Genomic DNA, 14,364 nt, shown 5'->3' with positions numbered 1-14,364 from the left:
ATGTGCCCGATCTCCTAACCCTCAAAAACGAGATGCAGAAAGGCAGGACAGCATGGGCAAGCCATTTTACTGGAATGAACTCAATTCACTCGATTTCGCCGGCCTTTCGCCCGACAAGACCATCGCCATCCTGCCGATCGCCTCAACCGAACAGCACGGCCCCCACCTGCCGATCGCAACCGACGTGGCGATCGCCAACGGCATGCTGGCGGAATTGAAGGCGCAACGCCCCGACAACCTCGATTTCCTGGTGCTTCCCACCCAGGAGATCGGCAAGGCGAACGAACACGTCTACGGCCCCGGCTCGCTGTCCTTCGGCCCGGAAATCCTGATCCCCGCCTGGACCGCGATCGGCGCCAAGGTAGCGGAAGCCGGGGTGAAGAAGCTCGTCTTCGTCAACTCGCATGGCGGCAATGTCGACGTCATGAGCATTGTCGGCCGCGAGTTGCGCGTCCGCTACAAGATGGCGGTGATCGGCACGCAATGGGGACGCTTCGGCAACCCGCCGGGCCTGATCAGTGAGCACGAGCAGAAATACGGTATCCATGGCGGCGAAGTCGAAACCTCGCTGATGCTGCATTTCCGCCCCGAACTGGTGCGGATGGAGAACGCGCAGAACTTCGTCTCCAAGGCGGAAAGCCGCTCGAAATACATGCAGCCGGCCCCGCCGCACGTGCTGTCCTGGGTGGCGCACGACCTGAACCCCAACGGCGTCGTCGGCGACGCCTCGAAGGGCACCGCCGAAAAAGGCGCGGCTATCTGCCGCCATCAGGTCGCGGGCTTCATCGAGATGCTGCGGGAATTCGAAACCTTCCCCCTCGACGAACTCTATTCCCGCTAACCCTCGTCGCGCTGCGCGTCCCGGCCATGCGGCTGGGGCGGCAGGTGGCCCTTGGCCTGCAATTCGGCCACCATCGCCGCCAGTTCCGACAGCAGAAATTCCACGAATAGGCTGGTCGCCGTATCGAGCGTCGTGCGAGCGCGGGCGAAAAGCTTCATCGGCTGGTGGCGCGCGTGCGGGTTGACGATCGGCCGGAAGATCAGCTCGCCGCGGCGGCATTCCGACAGCACGTCGAGGGGATTGAGCAGCGTCAGGCCCGTGCCCGCCTTGACCAGCTTCTTCAGCATTTCCGAGGCGTTGCTTTCCACCAGCGGCTCGACCGCAACCGACAGCGGCGATAGCGCCAGATTGATGATGTTGCGCAGGCTGGTGCCCGACTGTGCAAGCACCAGCGGCTCCTGCACGACATCCGCAAGGTCGACCGGCCCCTCTTCCGCCGCCAGCCGATGCCCTGGCGGCATCACGACGCCGATCGGTATGTCGAAGTTGGCGAGCGTGCGGATGCCAGGCGTCGCGGGGATGTTGAAGCCGAGCCCGAAGTCCACCTCCCCCGTGATCACCGGCTGCATCGTGTTCGACGGCCCGTCGTTGCGCAGGAGAACCCGCACGCGCGGATGCTGTGCGACGAAGCGGGCTATGATCTCGGGAAGCGGCCCTGCCGCAAGCCCGACCGTCGAAACCAGCGTCACCTTGCCGGCCTGCGGCATCTTGAGGCCGCGGATGCGCGCTTCCATCCGCTCATAGGTCTTCAGCACCTCCCGAATATGCTCGATGCACAGTTCCCCGGCTGCCGTCAGCTTCAACCCGCGCGGCATCCGCTCGAAAAGCGGCGCCCCGAACTCTTCCTCCAGGGCCAGAATCTGCCGGTTGATCGCCGACGACGCGACGTTCAGCCGGGCGGCCGCCTTGCGGATCGATCCGCATCGGGCGATTTCGTCGATATATTGAAGTTTTCGCGAGTGCAGCATTTTCTCCGAAGCCCCTCATTGCATGTTTTTTGATCATGCACCACAATTTGGCAGGTTAAAATTCGAGCGCTGCCCTAAAGGCATCAATGTGAACGAATTTTGATGCTTTTCAAAGAGCAACGCAACCGTACAAATGCTCATCATAAGCTGCTCTCACGATGCCGCACGGTTTAACAGGGGAACAAAGCGACATGTCCAAAACCTTGATGATGAAGAGTTTTTTTGCTGCTGCCGGCCTTTCGGCGGTGGCCCTTGCCGCTCAGCCGGCTGTGGCTCTCGACGAAGTCTCCTATGGCACCAACTGGCTTGCCCAGGCCGAGCATGGCGGCTTCTACCAGGCCGTCGCCGACGGCACCTATGAAAAGCGCGGCCTGAAGGTGAAGATCGTGCAGGGCGGCCCGAATGCCGCCAACCGCTCACTCCTGATCGCCGGAAAGGTCGATTTCTACATGGGCGGCCCGCTCGGCGACATGGATGCCGTCAAGCAGGGCATCCCGCTGGTCAGCGTCGCCTCAATCTTCCAGAAGGACCCGCAGGTCCTGCTCGCCCATCCCGACGCGGGCGTCGAGACATTCGCGGACCTTGCCAAGATGAAGACCATCTTCATGGCCAAGGAAGGCTACACCACCTATTTCGAGTGGATGAAGAAGAACTTCAAAGGCTTCAAGGACGAGCAGTTCAAGCCCTACACGTTCAACCCAGCCCCCTTCATCGCCGACAAGGCTTCCGCACAGCAGGGTTACCTGACCTCCGAACCCTACGAGATCGGCAAGCAGGCCGGCTGGACACCAAAAGTCTTCCTGATCGCCGATGCCGGTTACGGCCCCTATTCGACGATGATCACCACCACGCAGACGATGATCGACAAGAAGTCGGATGTCGTGCAGCGTTTCGTCGATGCCTCGCTCGAAGGCTGGTACACTTATCTCTATGGTGACAATAAAGCCGCCAACGACTTGATCAAGAAGGACAATCCGGAAATGACGGATGGCCAGCTCGCCTATTCCATCGCCAAGATGAAGGAATACGGGATCGTCGTATCGGGCGACGCCGAGACCAAGGGCATCGGCTGCATCACCGACGAGCGCTACAAGAAGTTCTTCGAGTCCATGGTAGCGATCGGTGTCCAGCCGGCCGACCTCGATTACAAGAAGGCCTATTCCACCAAGTTCGTCTGCAAGGGCGTCGGCATGGCGCTGAAAAAGTAGTCTCGGAAGAGCGCAACGGTTCATTCCCTCTTTGCTGTGCCTGTCACGGGAAAGAGGGAATTGCCGCCCTGTCCCGACTAAGTTCAAGGCCCGCAATGAGCACGTCCCAAGCCCCGCTGATACCCGCCCCCGGGGAGACACGCAGACGCCCGCTGGTCGTCATGCGCTCCGTCTCGAAAACATTCTCCAGCGGCACGCTGGCGCTCTCCGACATGTCGCTGACGGTCGAGGGGGGCGAATTCGTCAGTCTGCTCGGCCCTTCCGGCTGTGGTAAATCGACGGCACTGCGCATCATAGCCGGGCTCGGCGACGTCTCGACAGGCACGATCGACTGGCCGAGTTCGCGCATCAACTCCAAAGGCCTGCCGGAAGGCGACATTTCCTTCGTCTTCCAGGAGCCGACGCTGATGCCGTGGCAGACGGTGTTCGGCAACGTCTACCTGCCGCTGAAACTGCGCGGCGTCTCCAAATCCGCTGCCCGCGACGAAATCATGAAGACGCTGGCGACCGTCGGCCTCCAGGACTTCGCAGACGCCTATCCCCGCGAACTTTCCGGCGGCATGAAGATGCGCGTCTCGATCGCCCGTGCGCTGGTCACCAAGCCGAAGCTGCTCTTGATGGACGAGCCCTTTGCGGCGCTCGACGAGATCACCCGCCAGAAACTCAACGACGACGTGCTGCGTCTGTGGCGCGAGACCGGCATCACGGTGATCTTCGTCACCCATTCCGTGTTCGAATCCGCTTACCTCTCCAACCGCATCGTAGTGATGAAGGCGCGGCCCGGCCGGGTGCATGCGGATTTCCCGCTGGTCACGAGCCTCGAGCGCGACGCCCGTTACCGCACCTCGGAAGAATACCGCCAGGCCTGCGAAAAGGTCTCGACCATGCTCATCGAAGCAATCGGCGGGGAGGAACATTGATGGCCGACACCGATACCGCCCTCGTGCCGCCGAAGCCGGGCTTCATCAGCCGCAACCGCGACACGCTGCTACGCACCCTCGTCCCGATCTGCGTGGTGGTCTGCCTCGTCCTCCTCTGGCAGTTCATCATCACCGTCAACAGCATTCCGCAATACATTCTGCCGGGGCCGCTGGCGGTCGCGAACTCGCTCTACAACGACTGGGGCACGCTCTCGCCCGCTCTCTGGGTGACGACACAGATCACAATGCAGGCGCTCGCATTGGCGCTGATCGGCGGCGTCGGCATCGCCGTCTTCCTCATCCAGTCGAAATGGATCGAGACCGCCTTCTATCCGATCACGGTCATCCTGCAGGTGACGCCGATCGTGGCGATCGCGCCGCTCATCCTGATCTACGCGCCGACGACCCAGGTGGCGCTTTTGATCTGCGCCTTCCTCGTCGCCTTCTTCCCGATCCTGTCGAACATGGTCCAGGGCCTGAAGAGCGTCGACCACAACCTGCTTAACCTCTTCGATCTCTACGGTGCCTCGCGCTGGCAGACGCTGCTCTACCTGAAACTCCCCTCCTCGCTCCCCTATTTCATGACAGGCCTGCGGATCGGCGGAGGCCTGGCGCTGATCGCGGCGGTCGTTGCAGAGTTCGCGGCAGGCTCGGCGGGCGCAGGTTCCGGCCTTGCCTTCCGGCTACTCGAATCCCAGTATCGCCTCAACATTCCGCGCCTGTTTGCGGCACTGATTCTGTTGTCGCTGCTCGGCGTGGTGATTTTTGCGATCACCTCCTTCATCTCCTGGTTTTTCCTGCATCGCTGGCATGAAAGCAGCCTGAAAAGAGAAAACTGATGACTGCCTTCATGACGCTTCCCGACGCCCGCCGTTTCGCGCTCACCAATGCGACGCTGCCGGCCGTTCTCGTCAAGGGCCTGCCGGCCGTCGCAAAGGACGGCCTCATGGAGGCAGATCTGGTCATCGCGGACGGGAAGATCGAGGCCATTCTGCCGAAAGGCTCAGCGCCCGCCGATCTGGTCTCCGCCGATATGCGCGGCGGCATGGTCTGGCCCTGTTTCGCCGACATGCATACGCATCTCGACAAGGGACATTTCTGGGACCGCCGCCCAAACCCGGACGGCACGTTCGAAGGCGCATTGATGAATGTGCGCGAGGACCGGATCGCCAACTGGTCGGCTGAGGATATTCGCGCCCGCTTCGAATTCTCATTGAAAAGCGCCTATGCTCACGGCACCAAGCTGATCCGCACCCATCTCGACAGCATCCCGCCGCAGCCGGATATCTCCTTTCCGTTGTTCGACGAGATTCGCGCTGAATGGAAAGATCGGATCGCGCTGCAGGCTGTCGCCCTGCTGCCGCTGGAAAACGTGCTCGACGAAAGCATCTTCGGCGGCATCGTCGCGACGACGAGCCGTTATGGCGGGCTGCTCGGCGGCGCCACCCGCATCCTGCCGGATTTCGAACGTATCCTCGATACGCTCTTCAAGGCGGCCGCCGACAATGGCCTCGACATCGACCTGCATGTGGACGAGACGGAAGACAAGCAGGTCCTGACCCTGGAAGCTATTGCCGAGGCGAAGCTCCGCAACCGTTTCGAAGGCTCGGTGACCGTCGGCCATTGCTGCTCGCTGGCACGGCAGGATGACGAGACCGCAAGGCGCGTCATCGACAAGGTCGCCAAGGCCGACATTTCGGTCGTGTCGCTACCGATGTGCAACATGTACCTGCAGGACCGCCATGCCTGCCGCACGCCGCGCTGGCGCGGCGTCACGCTGTTCCATGAATTGACGGCCGCTGGCGTGAAAACCGCCGTTTCCTCCGACAATACCCGTGATCCGTTCTACGCCTATGGCGACATGGATCCGGTCGAGGTTTTCCGCGAGGCGGTCCGCATCCTGCATCTCGACCACCCGCTCGACACCTCCGCCCGCGTCGTCACCTCGACACCCGCCGAAATCCTCGGCCGTCCGGATATCGGCGTCATCGCCGAAGGTGGGGCCGCCGACCTCGTGCTGTTCAGCGCGCGCCGCTGGAGCGAATTCCTTTCCCGTCCGCAGGCCGACCGCATCGTGATGCGGAATGGCATGGGCATCGACCGTCGCCTGCCGGATTACCGTGACCTGGACCCGATTTTGGACAAGTGAACATGCCGGATTACGCACAGATCAAGAAAGAACTCGAAGGCCTCGCGGTCGAGGACAATCCGGCGCTGGTGCGCCAGAAGAGCCGCGATTTCTACTGGTATTCGCCGATCCTCAAGGAAGAACTCGAGAACGTGACCGCCGATCTCGTCGTCTCGCCGAAAAGCGAGGAAGAGGTGATCCGGGTGCTGAAGGTCGCCTATGCGCACGGCGTGCCGGTGACCCCGCGCGGTGCCGGCACCGGCAATTACGGCCAGGCCATGCCGCTCTCCGGCGGCATCGTGCTCAACCTCATCAACATGAACAAGGTCAAGGAAATCCATCCGGGCCGCGTCATCGCCGAGCCGGGCACCGTGATTGCCGAACTCGACCGCCAGACCAGAGCGCATTCCGGCCAGGAACTGCGCTTTCATCCCTCCACCGCCCAGACGGCGACGATCGGCGGCTTTGTCGCCGGCGGTTCCGGCGGCGTCGGCTCGATCCACTGGGGCGGCCTGCGCGACCTGGGCAATATCCTGCGCCTGCGCGTCGTCACCATGGAGGCCGAGCCGCGCGTCCTCGACCTGACTGCCTGGGACCTGCAGAAGGTCACCCACGCCTACGGCACCAACGGCATCATCGTCGAGGTCGAGATGCCGCTGGCACCCGCCTATGACTGGGTGGACGTGCTGGTCGGTTACGACGACTTCATGGACGCGGTGCGCTTCGGCGATGCGCTGGCTCACAAGAACGGCCTGCTGATCAAGGAAATCGCCCCGATCGCGGCCCCGATCCCTTACGACTATTTCCCACGCCACAAGCCATTTCTGCGCGACCGCAACCAGTCGATCGTCGTGCTGATGATCGCGCCGCATTCGATGGACGCCTTCACCGCCTTTGCCGAGCGCCAGAAGGGCGAGATCCTGTTCCGCTCCGACAAGGTCGAGAGCATGAAGGGCATTCCGCATGCCTATGAACTCGCCTGGAACCACACGACGCTGCGCGCCCTGAAGGTCGACCCTGGCTTCACTTATCTCCAGGTCCAGTATCCGGGGCCGGACCACGTCGCCAAGGTCGAGAAGATGACAAAGCTCTTCGGCGACGAGGTGCCGGGCCATCTGGAATTCATCAAGTTCGATGGGCGCATGCAGTGCTCCGGCCTGCCTCTCGTCCGCTACACGACCCGGGAGCGGCTGGAAGAGATCATGCAGATCCACCGCGACAACGGCTGCCCGATCTTCAACCCGCACCGCTACACGCTGGAAGAAGGCGGCATGAAGCAGACGGACACCGTCCAGCTCGCCTTCAAGAAGGAGACCGATCCGAAGGGGCTGCTCAACCCCGGCAAGATGATCGCCTGGGACAATCCCGATTTCGATTTTTCCGCCGGCAAGAACTACCTCTTCCCGGGCCTTGCCGCAGCAGGTGGCTGATGCGGGTCCTGCTCGTCCATTCCCATCCGGTCGAGGAAAGTTATGGCGCCGCCCTGCACAGGCAGGCGCGTGAAAGCCTTCTGAAGGCCGGCCACGAGGTGGACGACTGCAACCTTTATGCCGAAGGTTTCGATCCGGTCATGTCGCGCCATGACCGGATGACCTATCACGATTACCCGAACAACCTGTCGCTGGTGAAACCCTATGTCGACCGCCTGCAGGCGGCGGAAGGCCTGGTGATCGTCACCCCGGTCTGGAATTTCGGCTGGCCGGCCATGCTGAAGGGCTATTTCGACCGCGTCTGGCTACCGGGCATCACCTTCGAGCTGAAGGACGGCAGGCTGACGCGAAAGCTGCATATTGACAAGGTGGCGGTGGTCACCACCTACGGCGCCACCCGCTGGCGCGCCTTCCTCGCCGGCGACCCACCGCGAAAGCTGTCGAAACGCGTTCTGCGGGTGCAGACCAACCCGGCCCGGCCGGTGACGTTTCTCGCCCATTACGACATGAACAACTGCACGCCGGAGACACGCGCGGCGTTTCTGGACAAGGTGAAGCGGGAGATGGAGCGGTTCTAGCTCCCCATCTCACGGCGGCGCGTCGACAGAAGAGCCGCCGCCTCCACCATCGCCACCCGTGTGGAGGCGTCCTGGCCGTCAGCGTCCGATGCATCCCGCTCGGAGATGAACAGAAACCGATCCACCTGCGCCCCAGCCGCTGTCACCGTCCGATAGATTTCCCACCGCTGATGGATCCTCGCAGCAACCCGGAGCGACGGGATATTTTCCGGGCTGACGATCGAGACGATCCGCGCGAAACCGAGGCCGCCGAGACCAAAATCACGGCAGGCGGCAGCCGCCTCGAAGGCATAACCACGGCCGATCCATTCTCGCCGGAGATGATAGCCGATCTCCGGCTCCAGGCCCTTGGGCGTCGGTTGAAGGGTAATGCCGCAATCACCGATCAGCTCGCCGGTTGCCTTCTCGACGATACCCCAGAGACCGAAACCGTGTTCCTCATAGCTCCTGAAGGCGAGCTTTTCGAACCATGCTTCGGTCTCTTCGAAACTCTTGGCGCGCGGGTAGAAGCGCATGCTCTCGGCATCACCGAAGATGCGAAACAAGATCGGCAGGTCGGCTTTGCCGATTTCCCGCAATATCAGCCTTTCCGTCTCAAGAACGTCGCGCATCCCAAGCCTCGATCATCGCGATATCGCCTGCCACTCTTTACTTGAACACGCTTTTTTGCGCTATTTCCCTCGATCGCGAATCTTGATGCTCGGGGGCAGGCAAACGATGACGAACCAGGCTTCACCACTTGCCACTATCCTGCGTCCCCTGCACCCCCGGGATCCCGACGAGCATCACCGGGTCGCCACTCCGCTTGAACTTCTGTTCGACCTCGTGTCGGTGATCGCGATCGCTTCCGCCGCGGCCGGGCTGCATCACGCGATTGCAGAAAACCATGCGGCGCAGGGCGTGATGACCTTCATCATGGCCTTCTTCGCCATCTGGTGGGCCTGGATGAACTTCACCTGGTTCTCGTCTGCCTATGACAATGACGACGTCGTCTATCGGCTGCTGACCATGGTGCTGATGGGCGGCTCGCTGACGATTGCCGCCGGCATTCCGGCACTCTTTACGGAGGCGCCGGATTTCACGCTGGTGATCTATGGCTACGCCGTCATGCGCATCGCCATGATCATCCTGTGGCTGCGGGCCGCCTATCACGACCCGGGCTGCCGCCCCACCGCGCTCGGTTATGCGATCGGGATCTTCCTCGTCCAGCTTCTCTGGCTGAGCTTCCTCTTCCTGCAACCCCTCACCTTCGGCGTATCCTATATCCTCTGGGCGCTCGCCGTGGTTCTGGAACTGGCCGTGCCGGCCGTCGCGGAACGGCTGACCGCCAACACACCCTGGCATCGCCACCACATCGTCGAACGTTACGGCCTGCTCAACATCATCGTGCTCGGCGAGACGCTGCTTGCCGGCTCTATCGCGTTGCGCCAGTTCGCCGGCGAATTCAACCTCATGCTGGTGCATACGGCACTATCGGCCCTGGTCATCGTCTTTTCGCTCTGGTGGGTCTATTTCGCCCGCGAGGAACAACTCGGCAGCCATCACCTGAGACGTTCGCTTCTCTGGGGCTACGGCCATTTCTTCATCTTCACGTCGGGCGCGGCGGTCGGCGCGGGTTTTGCCGTGCTCGTCGACATCATCACCCACCATTCCGAGGTCTCCATCCTCGTCGGCGACTATGCGGTGGCGATCCCGGTCGCGATCTATCTGGCGAGCCTGTGGTTCGTGCGCGACCGTTATGTCTGCATCGGCCCGGCGCGTTTCACGCTCGCTGTGTTTGCTGTTCTGACGCTGGTTGCGCCGGCGGCCGGGCTCGGTCTGGAAGGCATTGCGGCCACGACCGCACTCGCCGTCATCGTCAGAAATTTCTTTGCCGGCCGCGCTTATTTAGCGCCACCGACATCTCATCCCGACCATTAAACTTTTCCTTAAATTTTACCGGTTATTAATCTCTGGAAACCGAGAGATTAAGCGATGCGTATTGCGTTTTTCATCGCCCTCCTGACGGTGTCCCTGTCTGCCTGCGCGTCTGCGCCGAGCCGGGTCACCAATGCCTGCGCGATCTTCGAGCAGCGCGACGGGCTGTTCAACAACTGGGCGCGTGACGCCAAGAAGGCGGAGCGGGAATTCGGCGTGCCGGTGCCGATCCTGATGGCGACGATCTATGTGGAATCCGGCTTCCAGCCCTATGCCCGGCCGCCGCGCACCAAGCTGCTCGGCTTCATCCCGTGGAAGCGCGCCTCGACGGCCTACGGTTACGCCCAGGCTCTCGACGGCACGTGGCTGAGCTACAAGAAGGATACCGGCCGCTGGAGCGCCAGCCGCACCGATTTCGGCGATGCCGTCCATTTCGTCGGCTGGTATCACAACCAGAGCCACCTCAAGAACGGCATCCCGCTCGCCGACAGCTACAACCTCTACCTCGCCTACTACACCGGCCAGGCCGGCTACGCACGCGGCCAGTTCGGCAACGGCGTCAAGCAGACCGCCCAGAAATCCGCCGGCATGGCCGCCAAATACGAAGCGCAGCTCAGAAGCTGTGGCTATTGAAGCGAAACCTAGCGGCTGACGACGATGCGTGTGTTCGACAGTCCGTGCCGGCTGGCGAGCGAGAAGAATGTCGCTGCATTTTCAGGATGCAGACGAATGCAGCCATGCGAGGCAGGCCGCCCAAGCCGCTTCGTCTCGAAGGTCGCATGGACGGCATAACCGCCGTTGTAGAACACCGCAAACGGCATCGGTGCGTTGTCGTATTTGCGCGAACGGTGATCCCTGGACAGCCACTTGGCCCCCCAGTTCCCCGTCGGCGTCGAATAACCCGAACGCGCGGTCGAGACCTTCCATTCGTAAACCACCACGCCATCCTGCTCGACGGTCATGGTCTGCGACGATAGGCTGACGCTGGCAACAAGACTTGCAGAAAAGGCAGCGGGTGCGAGAAATTGTGCACAGAAGAGCGCCATGGCTCCCATTACGATACGACGCATAGAAAACCCCCAATAAAAAACCCTGGAGCAAGAGATACCTCATTCAGCTCAAGGAATATTTAAAATCGAGGACGGTATTCAGCGTAAAATCACAAAGGTATCCGCCATCGCCGCAACAAGACAATACGTGATCAACAAAGACTGAATATGTACGGCCTGCCCGCGATGCGGATGACCCGGGAGAGGTTTCTCTATTCGGCGTTGCTTCAAAACACCTTCGCGGCCGTCACCTCCACTTCGACCAGGAATTCGGCACGGGTGAAGCCACCGACGACGATCAGGGTCGAGACCGGTTTCGGATCGAGCGTATAGCGGTCCCGCACCATCATGTAGGCGGGAAAATCCTCGCGGCTGGTGACGAAACCGGAAATGCGGATGACGTCCGCATAGGTCATGCCCGCCTCTTCGAGGATCGCGCCGATCGCCTTGAAGCAGAGTTCTGCCTGCCCTGCCACGTCCGGCGGGATCTTGTCTTCCGGCGAAATGCCGAGCTGGCCGGAGGTCACCAGCAGGCTTGCACCCGGAGGGACGAGCAAACCATGATTATAGCCGCCGAACGGCTTGCGGACGGAGGGAGGATTGAAGGTCTTAAATGCCATAACCGACGATACCCTTGATTTCGAGGAAGTCGTGAATGGCCCAGTCGGCGTATTCGCGGCCGTTGCCGGATTGCTTGAAGCCGCCGAAGGGCGCGAAGAGATCCCATTCGGGATAGTTGATGAACACCGAACCGGCCCGCAGCCGCGCCGCCACCGTGCGGGCATGGGCAAGGTCGCCGGACTGGACATAGGCCGCAAGCCCATAGGGCGTGTCGTTGGCGATCTCGATTGCCTGCTCCTCGGTCTCGTAAGGGAGGATCGACAGGACCGGCCCGAAAATCTCCTCGCGGGCGATGGTCATGTCGTTGGTGACGTTTCCGAACACGGTCGGGCGGATGTAGTAGCCGCGGTTGAGGTTTTCCGGCCGGCCGGGGCCGCCGGTGACGAGCGTCGCGCCTTCGGTGATGCCCGCCTCGATCAGCCGCTGGATCTTGTCGAACTGGACCTGGCTGACCACTGGCCCGAGATCTATGCCGTCGGCCCGCGGGTCGCCGGTTTTCAGTTTCTCGGCCGCAGCCTTGGCAACTTGAAGCGCCTCGTCGTGACGCCTGGCCGGCACCAGCATCCGGGTCGGCGCGTCGCAGGATTGGCCGGAATTGGCAAAGCAGGCGGTCACGCCCTCCGCCACCGCCTTTTCGAATTCTGCATCCGCCAGGATGATATTGGGCGACTTGCCGCCAAGTTCCTGCGCCACGCGCTTCACGGTATCGGCGGCGGTCTTGGCGACGATCACGCCCGCCCGGGTCGAGCCGGTGAAGGACACCATGTCGACATCCGGATGGCCGGCCATCACCTGCCCTACGTCCGGACCGGTGCCGTTGACGAGATTGAAGACGCCCTTCGGCGTACCGGCAGCCTCCATCACTTCCGCAAAGATGATGCCGCTGATCGGCGCGATCTCGGAGGGTTTGAGCACCATGGTGCAGCCGGCGGCGATCGCCGGTGCCACCTTGCAGACGATCTGGTTGAGCGGCCAGTTCCACGGCGTGATGAGAGCGCAGACGCCGATCGGCTCTTTCACGATGGTCGTCGTGCCGCGCGTCTCGGTGAATTCGTAGGCTTCGAACGCCTCGATGGTCGCCTTGAGGTGCCCCTGCCCGGCGGCGGCCTGCGCGTCCCGGGCAAAGCCGATCGGCGCGCCCATTTCCTGGGAAACGGCTTGCGCAATATCCTCGTAACGCTTTTCGTACTCAGCAGGGATACGGCGGAGCAGCGCCAGCCGCTCCTCCTTCGACCACTGAGAGAAAGACGCGAAAGCGGCCCTGGCGGCTGCGACGGCCTTGTCCACATCCGCCTTGGAACCGAGCGCGATCCGCGTATAGGCCTCTTCGGTGGACGGGTCGATGACGTCGAGCGCGACCGGAATGACCGGCTCGACCCAGACACCGTCGATGAAGAATTTCAAGTGGTTGCTCATGGGAAACCTCCGCGCGTCGAGGAAATGGTGAGCCACTATCGGCCATCGCCATCGCCCTCGCAAGCCCGCCGGATGCCTCGAAAAGACGAAGTGCGGAGGCCTGTTCCATCGCCACGCAGCGCTCGGCAGCCGACGTCTTTGCTCTTGCAGGCCAGGGAAAGCCGGGGAATTTCAATAGGTCTTAAATCTTCGTAAAACTCATCGAAACATATCAGCAACAATACCGCTTCATCCGAACTTAAAAGCTCGATGTTACGGAATAGATCGACCTTGCGACAACCAAGCGACTTTCCGCAACGCTGGGCCATGGACGCGACAGATCAACACGGCTTTCAGAAAGCAGGCAGGCCCGATGCGACGCAGCCTTCTCCCTCTCGCCCTTCTCGGGCTTTTTGCGCTGCCCATGCCCGGCGCACAAGCGACAGCCCTCACCGACGATCTTCAGGGTCTTTCAAAGAAGCAGGTCGAGGACAGCGTCGAGTTCGCATTCGGCAATGCGCTGTTTTTCCTGTTTCATGAAGCCGGACACATGCTGGTTTCAGAATTCAACCTGCCGGTTCTTGGCCGTGAGGAGGATGCGGTGGACACGCTTTCCACACTGCTCCTGCTGGAGGCCGACGACGAAGTTTTCGACACCGCGCTAACCGATTCCGTCGATGGCTGGACATTTTCCGCAGAGGCCAGCGAAGCGGCCGAACAGGAACTGGCCATGTGGGACGTCCACGCGCTCGACCGCCAGCGCGCCTTCAGCATGGTCTGCATGATGGTCGGCAAGGATGCGGAGAAATTCAAGGAATCGGCCGACAACCTCGAATTTCCGGAGGGACGCCGCAGGCAGTGCGTCGGCGAATATCTGAAAGCCCATGACAGCTGGTTCGGCCTCCTGAAACCGCACCTGCGGACCGACGGGCAGAACAACAAGTTTACGATCACCTACAAGAAGCCGGACAACAAGGAACTCGAGGACTATGCGGACCTGACGAAGACGGCGAAGGTTCTGGATATCCTCGCCGAGCTTCTTTCGGGGCTCTACAAGCTGGAGGACGGCATCAAGCTGACGGCCGCCGAATGCGGCGAGCCGAATGCCTATTGGTCGGCGGGCGACCGGGAGGTGATATACTGCTATGAGCTGATGCAGTGGCACATGCAGACCGTCGCGAAATACTTCAAAGAGGAAGAGGGCAAAACGGGCGACAGCGAAGAGGCGGTCGACGACGAGAAAAAGCCGACCCTCCAGAACCTGTTCGGCAAGGCAACGGCCCGCTGGTAGAAAGCGCCCGCAACGGTC

The 14,364-nt window shown here is 61.7% G+C and carries 15 protein-coding genes; 10 read left to right on the top strand and 5 right to left on the bottom strand.

Annotated features, from left to right (window positions below):
* Positions 1 to 52: 52 nt before the first annotated feature.
* Positions 53 to 841, top strand: a complete 789-nt coding sequence (locus C5J24_RS00365; protein ID WP_105414740.1) for a creatininase family protein — start codon at positions 53 to 55, stop codon at positions 839 to 841.
* On the opposite strand, the gene C5J24_RS00360 is transcribed toward C5J24_RS00365, so the two are convergent.
* Positions 838 to 1,809: a LysR family transcriptional regulator gene (locus tag C5J24_RS00360; protein ID WP_105414739.1), complete on the bottom strand. Its 972-nt coding sequence runs from the start codon at positions 1,807 to 1,809 to the stop codon at positions 838 to 840. The two genes, C5J24_RS00365 and C5J24_RS00360, sit on opposite strands and share 4 nt — an antisense overlap.
* Positions 1,810 to 2,000: 191 nt before the next feature.
* Here C5J24_RS00360 and C5J24_RS00355 point away from each other — a divergent pair, with 191 nt between their 5' ends.
* The 6 genes from C5J24_RS00355 (at position 2,001) to C5J24_RS00330 (ending at position 8,073) form a co-directional block, all read left to right on the top strand.
* On the top strand, positions 2,001 to 3,017 hold the full coding sequence (locus C5J24_RS00355) for an ABC transporter substrate-binding protein (protein WP_105414737.1): 1,017 nt from the start codon (positions 2,001 to 2,003) through the stop codon (positions 3,015 to 3,017).
* 95 nt (positions 3,018 to 3,112) lie between these two features.
* Positions 3,113 to 3,937, top strand: a complete 825-nt coding sequence (locus C5J24_RS00350; protein WP_105414735.1) for an ABC transporter ATP-binding protein — start codon at positions 3,113 to 3,115, stop codon at positions 3,935 to 3,937.
* The gene (locus tag C5J24_RS00345) at positions 3,937 to 4,776 is read left to right on the top strand and encodes an ABC transporter permease (protein ID WP_105414733.1); all 840 of its coding nucleotides are present in this window, start codon (positions 3,937 to 3,939) and stop codon (positions 4,774 to 4,776) included. The genes C5J24_RS00350 and C5J24_RS00345 overlap by 1 nt, the downstream gene beginning before the upstream one ends.
* Positions 4,776 to 6,086, top strand: a complete 1,311-nt coding sequence (locus C5J24_RS00340; protein ID WP_371673454.1) for a cytosine deaminase — start codon at positions 4,776 to 4,778, stop codon at positions 6,084 to 6,086. Before C5J24_RS00345 ends, C5J24_RS00340 begins: the two co-directional genes overlap by 1 nt.
* 2 nt (positions 6,087 to 6,088) lie before the next feature.
* Complete coding sequence (locus tag C5J24_RS00335; RefSeq protein WP_105414729.1) at positions 6,089 to 7,495, top strand: FAD-binding oxidoreductase; 1,407 nt, start codon at positions 6,089 to 6,091, stop codon at positions 7,493 to 7,495.
* On the top strand, positions 7,495 to 8,073 hold the full coding sequence (locus tag C5J24_RS00330) for an NAD(P)H-dependent oxidoreductase (protein WP_105414727.1): 579 nt from the start codon (positions 7,495 to 7,497) through the stop codon (positions 8,071 to 8,073). Before C5J24_RS00335 ends, C5J24_RS00330 begins: the two co-directional genes overlap by 1 nt.
* Here the strand turns inward: C5J24_RS00330 and C5J24_RS00325 are convergent.
* Entirely contained in the window at positions 8,070 to 8,684 is a 615-nt protein-coding gene (locus C5J24_RS00325; RefSeq protein ID WP_105400307.1) for a GNAT family N-acetyltransferase, read from the bottom strand. The two genes, C5J24_RS00330 and C5J24_RS00325, sit on opposite strands and share 4 nt — an antisense overlap.
* A 106-nt stretch (positions 8,685 to 8,790) precedes the next feature.
* On the opposite strand from C5J24_RS00325, the gene C5J24_RS00320 reads away from it, so the two are divergent.
* Together C5J24_RS00320 and C5J24_RS00315 are read left to right on the top strand one after the other, a co-directional pair.
* Complete coding sequence (locus C5J24_RS00320; RefSeq protein ID WP_105414725.1) at positions 8,791 to 9,993, top strand: low temperature requirement protein A; 1,203 nt, start codon at positions 8,791 to 8,793, stop codon at positions 9,991 to 9,993.
* A 54-nt stretch (positions 9,994 to 10,047) separates the two neighbouring features.
* Positions 10,048 to 10,623: a transglycosylase SLT domain-containing protein gene (locus C5J24_RS00315; RefSeq protein WP_046635052.1), complete on the top strand. Its 576-nt coding sequence runs from the start codon at positions 10,048 to 10,050 to the stop codon at positions 10,621 to 10,623.
* A gap of 8 nt (positions 10,624 to 10,631) precedes the next feature.
* Here C5J24_RS00315 and C5J24_RS00310 read toward each other — a convergent pair whose 3' ends face one another.
* The 3 genes from C5J24_RS00310 to C5J24_RS00300 all read right to left on the bottom strand — a co-directional run bounded on the left by C5J24_RS00310 (position 10,632) and on the right by C5J24_RS00300 (position 13,076).
* Entirely contained in the window at positions 10,632 to 11,060 is a 429-nt protein-coding gene (locus C5J24_RS00310) for a L,D-transpeptidase (protein WP_105414723.1), read from the bottom strand.
* 206 nt (positions 11,061 to 11,266) lie between these two features.
* Positions 11,267 to 11,659, bottom strand: a complete 393-nt coding sequence (locus C5J24_RS00305) for a RidA family protein (RefSeq protein ID WP_046635043.1) — start codon at positions 11,657 to 11,659, stop codon at positions 11,267 to 11,269.
* Positions 11,649 to 13,076: an aldehyde dehydrogenase family protein gene (locus C5J24_RS00300; RefSeq protein ID WP_105414721.1), complete on the bottom strand. Its 1,428-nt coding sequence runs from the start codon at positions 13,074 to 13,076 to the stop codon at positions 11,649 to 11,651. Before C5J24_RS00300 ends, C5J24_RS00305 begins: the two co-directional genes overlap by 11 nt.
* Positions 13,077 to 13,428: 352 nt before the next feature.
* On the opposite strand from C5J24_RS00300, the gene C5J24_RS00295 reads away from it, so the two are divergent.
* Positions 13,429 to 14,346: a DUF4344 domain-containing metallopeptidase gene (locus C5J24_RS00295; protein WP_105414719.1), complete on the top strand. Its 918-nt coding sequence runs from the start codon at positions 13,429 to 13,431 to the stop codon at positions 14,344 to 14,346.
* Positions 14,347 to 14,364 lie beyond the last annotated feature (18 nt).

It is taken from the genome of Neorhizobium sp. T25_27 (genome assembly GCF_002968565.1).
Lineage (GTDB): Bacteria > Pseudomonadota > Alphaproteobacteria > Rhizobiales > Rhizobiaceae > Neorhizobium > Neorhizobium tomejilense.
The sequence above is the reverse complement of the archived record's forward strand: the minus strand, read 5'-3'. Positions and strand labels throughout refer to the sequence as shown.